Below are 6,216 nucleotides of genomic sequence, written 5' to 3'. Positions count from 1 at the left end.
GGCCGGGGGTTGGGGTGTTGCCCGTGCCGGTGGTTTGGGGCGCGCGGGCGGCTTGGGCGCGACCGCAGGTTTCGCCGCAACGGGGGCAACGGCTGCCACAGCTGCCACAGCGGCAGCGGGCGGCGGCGGTGCCGCAATGCTGCGCGTGCTGAACACTTTGCCGACAGGCGACCCGGGGCTGTCCCACGCCAGCGGCACCCCGCTCAGCACCAGCCAGTGCAGGGCCAGCACCAGCGCAGTGATGAGAAAGAGCGCGCGCCGTGGCATCTACCTGCGTGCCGGGGCCGTCAGGCGCTGCCCGCGCCCAGATCACTGGAGAGCTGGGCCGCAGCCGCGCGCAGCGGCGCGTCGATGGCGCCGCCCCACTCGGGGTCGAAGGTGGCAATGGAGCCCAGCGTGGTGATGCCCAGCTCCAGGTGGCCGTCCGCGTCAAACACGGGTGCGCAGAACGCCACGATGCCGGGCAGCAAGGTATCGACCACCCGCGCGGCACCGCGTTCGCGTACCTCGGCCAGCAGGGTGTTGACCTCGGTCATGGTCGAGGGCAGGTCGGTGCGGCGCATCTTCACGGCGCGGGCCAGCTCCTCCTTGAGCAGCGGCGCCACCACATCAGGCGCCATGTGCGCCGCAAAGCAGCGGCCGGTGGCCGACGACAACAGCGGCATCACGTCACCCAGGCGCAGGTTGGCAGTGACAGCCTGGGGCGACTCCTCCCAGTGCACGATGGTGGGGCCGTGGTTGCCCCACACGGCCAGCGCCAGCGTGTGACCGATGGCTTCCATGAGTTCCGGCATGCGCTCGCGCGCCAGGCGCACGGCATCGAGCCGGGCCAGCGACGCCAGCCCCAGCTTGAGGGCGGCGGGGCCCAGGTCGTAGCGGGCGTTGCGCGGGTCTTGTGTGACCAGGCCCAGGCGCTGAAAGCTCACCAGATACCGGTGCGCCTTGGCCGCGCTCATGCCCGCCGAGGCCGCCACATCCTTGAGCATGAGCGGCCCGCGCGAGCGGGTCAGCCCCTCCAGCAGGGCAAAACCCACCTCGACCGATTGAATTCCTGCACGTTCTTTGTCCATGTGCACTAAAATTTGCGAGTTTTGTTTAGTTAAATCAATTTACCCAAGCGTAATTCGTGTTGGGTGAAGACTTTCAACCCCTTGAGACAAAGGTCCTGCCACCATGAAACTCGCTACCTACAAAGACGGCTCGCGCGACGGCCAACTGGTTGTCGTCTCCCGCGACCTGGGCACAGCCCATTATGCGACCGGCATCGCCAGCAAGCTCCAGCAGGCGCTGGACGACTGGGGCTTCATCTCGCCCCAGCTGCAGGACCTGTACGACCAGCTCAACAGCGGCCGCGCGCGCCACGCGTTCCCGTTTGACCCCAAGCAATGCATGGCCCCGCTACCCCGCGCCTACCAGTGGGCGGATGGCTCGGCCTACATCAACCACGTCGAACTGGTGCGAAAAGCGCGCAACTCCGAAGTGCCCGAGAGCTTCTATACCGACCCCCTGATGTACCAGGGCGGCAGCGACGACTTCATCGGCCCTTGCGACGATGTGGTGGTGCCCAGCGAAGCCATGGGCATCGACTTTGAGGCCGAGATCGCCGTCATCACCGGCGACGTGAAGATGGGCACCACCGCCGACCAGGCGCTGGACGGCATCCGCCTGGTGATGATTGCCAACGACGTGAGCCTGCGCAACCTGATCCCTGCCGAGCTGGCCAAGGGTTTCGGTTTCTTCCAGAGCAAGCCCGCCACCGCCTTCGGCCCTGTGGCCGTCACGCTGGACGAGCTGGGCGACGCCTGGGACCATGGGCGCGTGAACCTCACCGTGCAGTCCACCTGGAACGGCCGCAAGGTCGGCATGTGCGACGCGGGCCCCGAGATGACCTTCCACTTCGGCCAGCTGATCGCCCACGTGGCCAAGACGCGCAACCTGCGCGCGGGCTCCATCATCGGCAGCGGCACCGTGAGCAACAAGGGCGTGACCGACGCCAACGGCCGCACCGAATGGCCCAAGGGCTACAGCTGCATCGCCGAAAAGCGCTGCATCGAGACCATCCAGGACGGCAAGCCCAGCACCGAATTCATGAAGTTCGGCGACACCATCCGCATCGAAATCAAGGGCAAGGACGGCGCGAGCATCTTTGGCGCCATTGACCAGAGCATCGCAGCCCCCTGAGCCGCCTTCGGCGTCTTCCCCCTCAGGGGGACGCCACCCGTGGCCTGGCAAAGCCAGTTCCACGGTGGTGCTGGCCTTAGCGCGCGCCGGTTTCAAGCGACGCGCGCATGTGCAGTCAAAAATACAAGAAAAAACAGGCTCTAGCGCTTATTGGATAAGCGTTAGCAGCTATTAATTTAATAGTTTCATATAGGAGACAACCCCATGCAGCGTAGAACCCTCTTGTCCGCCCTGGCCGCCGCAGGCGCCACCACCGCCGCCCCTTGGGCCCTGGCCCAGCAAGCAGCTTGGCCCGACCAGCCCCTGCGCTGGGTGGTGCCCTACCCCGCAGGCGGCGGCACCGACGTGCTGGCCCGCACCGTGGCCGAAGCCATGCGCCAGACGCTGGGCCAGCAGATCATCGTGGACAACCGCCCAGGCGCCTCCACCAACATCGGCGGCCAGGCCGTGGCCACGGCCAAACCCGACGGCAACACTTTCATGTCGGCCGACAACGCCATCCTGGCCTACAACGAACACCTGTTCACCAAGCTGCCGTTCAACCCCGAAAAAGACTTCACCTACGTGGGCGGCATCAGCCGCTTCCCGCTGGCGCTGGTGGTGCATCCATCGTTCGAAGCCAAGACGGTGAAGGAGTTTCTGGACTACGCGCGTGCCAATCCCGGCAAGCTCAACTACGCATCGCCCGGCAACGGCTCGCCACACCACCTGGCGATGGAGATGTTCAAGAACCGCACCAAGACCTTCCTCACCCACATCCCCTACCGCGGCGCCGCGCCCGCGCTGCAGGACGTGATGGGTGGGCAGGTGCCGTGCATGTTCCTGGACCTCGCCGCCGGCTTGCCCGTGATCACCTCGGGCAAGGTGCGTGCGCTGGCCATCGGCTCGGCCAAGCGCGTGGCCGCGCTGCCGGACGTGCCCACCCTGGCCGAAGCCGGAGTGCCCAACACCGAGGTGTTTGCGTTCCAGGGCATCCTGGCGCCCGCTGGCCTGCCCGCCGCCATCACCACGCGTTTGAACACTGACCTGAACAAGGCCCTGCTGAACCCCGCCGTGGTCAAGCGCATGAACGACTTCGGCATGGAAGCATTGCCCGGCACGCCTGAGCAGTTCCGCGCCATGGCGCGTGCCGAGTCCAAGCGCTGGGGCGAGATCATCAAAGCGGCAGGCGTGAAACTGGACTGATCTCGCAGCACCTCGGTGCACGGGACGGTGCACTGGGTGGCCTGGCCTTGACGGGCCTCTCCACCCCTTCAGCCTGGCAGGCCGCTTGCCCAAGCAGGCCCATCCACTATTCAGGCAGGTGGCACACCGCCTCGATGTTGTTGCCCTCGGGGTCGATGACAAACGCGCCGTAGTAGTGGGGGTGGTAGTCGGGCCGCAGGCCGGGGGCTCCGTTGTCTTTGCCCCCGGCTTCGATGGCGGCGCGGTAGAAGGCATCGACCTGGGCCCGGGTGGCGGCCCGCCATGCCAGGTGGCAGCCCGTAGTCGCGGGCGGGCCGCCGTAGGGCGAGGGGCCGTCGATGAACCACACATCCGCCTTCTTGCCGTCGGGCTCGGACGGAGCCGGGTAGGCATAGCCCAGCATGTTGGAGCCGTAGTTGCCTTCAAAACACAGGCTGTAGCCCAAAGGCGCGAGGGCAGCGGTGTAGAACGTCTTGGTGCGGGCGATGTCGGTGACGCGGAAGGTCATGTGGTCCAGCATGGGAGGGGCTCCTGGGGTTGTTGTGTGCGGTTTTATACCTGAAATACTGATATTAAACACAGTATTTTCGCCTGGATACAGAACCCACCGCACCTCAGAGGCCGCCTCGCTCATGCATCGGACTCAGCGGACTGGCGTCCCTCAATTCCACCCCTCTAGCACCAGTTTGCCCCGCGCCTTGCCGCTCTCGATGAGTGCATGGGCGCGCTTCAGATTCGCCGCGTTGATGCTGCCAAAGCGCTGGTCCAGCGTGGTGCGGATCAGGCCCGCATCCACCAGCTGCGCCACCTCGGTCAGCAGGCGGTGCTGGCCGATCATGTCGTCCGTGCCAAACAGCGCGCGGGTGAACATCAGCTCCCAGTGCACCGACACCGACTTGCGCTTGAACTTCGTCACGTCAAGCGAGATGGGGTCGTCGATCAGTGCGAACTGGCCTTGCGGCGCGATGGCCTCCACGATCTGGTCGAAGTGTGCGTCGGTCTGCGTGAGGCTCACGATGATGTCCACCATAGGGTGGCCGATGCGCGCCAGCTCTTGCGTGAGCGGCTGGCTGTGGTCGATGACGTGGTGGGCGCCCAGGTCCCGCACCCACTGTTGCGTTTCGGGGCGCGATGCCGTGCCGATGATCGTGAGGCTGGTGAGCCGCGCCGCCAGCTGCGTGAGGATGGAGCCCACGCCGCCGCTCGCGCCGATGATGAACAGGGTCTTGTTGGTGGGCTGCTTGCCAGGGCCCACACCCAGGCGGTCAAACAGCAGCTCCCACGCGGTGATGGTGGTCAGCGGCAGCGCGGCGGCCTCGGCAAAGTCCAGCGACTTCGGCGCGTGGCCCACGATGCGCTCGTCCACCAGGTGCAGCTCGCTGTTGGTGCCGGGGCGGGCGATGGAGCCCGCGTACCAGACGCGGTCGCCGGGCCGGAACAGCGTCACATCGGGGCCCACGGCGCGCACGATGCCGCTGGCATCCCAGCCCAGCACCTTGTAGTCGGGGCCGTCACCGCTGCGAGAGCTGCTTTTGCGCACCTTGGTGTCCACGGGGTTCACCGAGACGGCATGCACCTCCACCAGCAGGTCGCGGCCGGTGGCCACGGGGTCGGCTTGGGTGATGTCGAGCAGCGACTCGGGGTGGTCGATCGGGTGGGCGGTTTGGTAGCCGATGGCTTTCATGGGGTGGTCCTGGGTCTAAAAATGAGATGCCTCGATGATTGGTCTTGCGGGTTTGTTTTTAAATGGGTGGATAGTTGAATGAATATTCAATCAATGTTTGAAAATAAAGCCGACAACACCTGAAGTCGTCATGAAAAGCCTTCAAGACCTGGACATCTTTGTGCGCACCGTGGACAGCGGCAGCCTGTCTGCTACGGCCAGGGCGCTGGACCTGACCCCGGCGGCGGCCAGCGCGGCGCTCAAGCGGCTGGAGGCTGAGCTGGGCGTGCTGCTGTTTGTGCGCTCCACGCGCAGCCTGCGGCTCACGCCCGAGGGCGCGTTGTTTCTGGAGCACTGCCGCCCCGCGCTGGCCGCGCTGCAGCAGGTGCAGGGGCAGCTGGCCAGTGGCCGGGCGGGTGCGCTGAGCGGCACACTGCAGCTGGCGGCGCCGTCGGACCTGGGGCGCAATGTGCTGCTGCCTTGGCTGGACGCATTCCAGACCCAGCACCCGGGCATCGCCGTGCGTTTGCAACTGTCGGACCGCATGGCCAACGTGTACAGCGAGCCGGTGGACGCCGCCTTTCGCTATGGCAAGCCCCAGGATTCGGGCCTGGTGGCGCTGCCGCTGGCGGCCGAGCACCGGCGCGTGCTGTGTGCGGCCCCGGCCTACCTGGCGGCCCACGGCGCGCCCCCTACCCCCCATGCGCTGGTGGACCATGACTGCCTGTGCTTCATGCTGGGCGAGGACGTGCATGACCGCTGGCGGTTCTGGGATGCGGCGGGCCAGGAGGCGCAGGTGCGCGTGCGCAGCCACAACGTGGCCAACGACGGCGATGCCGTGCGCCGCTGGGCCGTGCTGGGGCGCGGAATTGCCTACAAGTCGTACTTTGACGTGGCGCACGACCTGGCTGCCGGTAGTCTGGTGCCACTGTGCACCGACTGGACCACGGAGGCGGTCCCGCTGTTTCTGGTTGCCCCCAGTCGCAGGCAGCTCACGCCCCTGGTACGCGCGCTGCGTGACTTCATGGCCACGCGGCTGCAGGCGCTGCTGCAGCAGCAAGAGGTCGCCTCCTGATCTTTGCGTTTCGCGGGCGAGGGAGGAGAGGGAGGGGGGCGTGCCGCCGGCCGCCAATCGGTGGTCCGGATTCAGCGAGTGCCTGGGGCAGGGCGGTTTTACGCTCCGGTCG

Annotated in this window: 6 protein-coding genes and 1 pseudogene; 3 read left to right on the top strand and 4 right to left on the bottom strand. The window is 66.5% G+C overall.

Annotated features, from left to right (window positions below; all coding sequences use genetic code 11):
* Positions 1–267: pseudogene (locus NFX52_RS07570) on the bottom strand (DUF3108 domain-containing protein); the annotation flags it as partial.
* 20 nt (positions 268–287) lie between these two features.
* Positions 288–1,070 (bottom strand): IclR family transcriptional regulator, encoded by a 783-nt coding sequence (locus NFX52_RS07565; protein WP_055396937.1) that lies wholly within the window; start codon positions 1,068–1,070, stop codon positions 288–290.
* A gap of 103 nt (positions 1,071–1,173) precedes the next feature.
* On the opposite strand from NFX52_RS07565, the gene NFX52_RS07560 reads away from it, so the two are divergent.
* A complete protein-coding gene (locus tag NFX52_RS07560; RefSeq protein WP_055396939.1) occupies positions 1,174–2,181 on the top strand; it encodes a fumarylacetoacetate hydrolase family protein in 1,008 nt (335 codons plus the stop codon).
* Between the two features lie 204 nt (positions 2,182–2,385).
* Positions 2,386–3,366 (top strand): Bug family tripartite tricarboxylate transporter substrate binding protein, encoded by a 981-nt coding sequence (locus tag NFX52_RS07555; RefSeq protein ID WP_055396941.1) that lies wholly within the window; start codon positions 2,386–2,388, stop codon positions 3,364–3,366.
* A 106-nt stretch (positions 3,367–3,472) separates the two neighbouring features.
* Here the strand turns inward: NFX52_RS07555 and NFX52_RS07550 are convergent, their stop codons facing one another.
* Positions 3,473–3,886, bottom strand: a complete 414-nt coding sequence (locus NFX52_RS07550) for a VOC family protein (protein ID WP_055396943.1) — start codon at positions 3,884–3,886, stop codon at positions 3,473–3,475.
* A 141-nt stretch (positions 3,887–4,027) separates the two neighbouring features.
* The gene (locus NFX52_RS07545; protein ID WP_055396944.1) at positions 4,028–5,050 is read right to left on the bottom strand and encodes a zinc-binding alcohol dehydrogenase family protein; all 1,023 of its coding nucleotides are present in this window, start codon (positions 5,048–5,050) and stop codon (positions 4,028–4,030) included.
* A 130-nt stretch (positions 5,051–5,180) separates the two neighbouring features.
* On the opposite strand from NFX52_RS07545, the gene NFX52_RS07540 reads away from it, so the two are divergent.
* Positions 5,181–6,104 (top strand): LysR family transcriptional regulator, encoded by a 924-nt coding sequence (locus tag NFX52_RS07540; RefSeq protein WP_055396946.1) that lies wholly within the window; start codon positions 5,181–5,183, stop codon positions 6,102–6,104.
* Positions 6,105–6,216 lie beyond the last annotated feature (112 nt).

Origin of the sequence: Acidovorax facilis (assembly GCF_023913775.1) — a bacterium.
GTDB classification, from domain to species: Bacteria; Pseudomonadota; Gammaproteobacteria; order Burkholderiales; family Burkholderiaceae_C; genus Acidovorax; species Acidovorax facilis.
The sequence above is the reverse complement of the archived record's forward strand: the minus strand, read 5'-3'. Positions and strand labels throughout refer to the sequence as shown.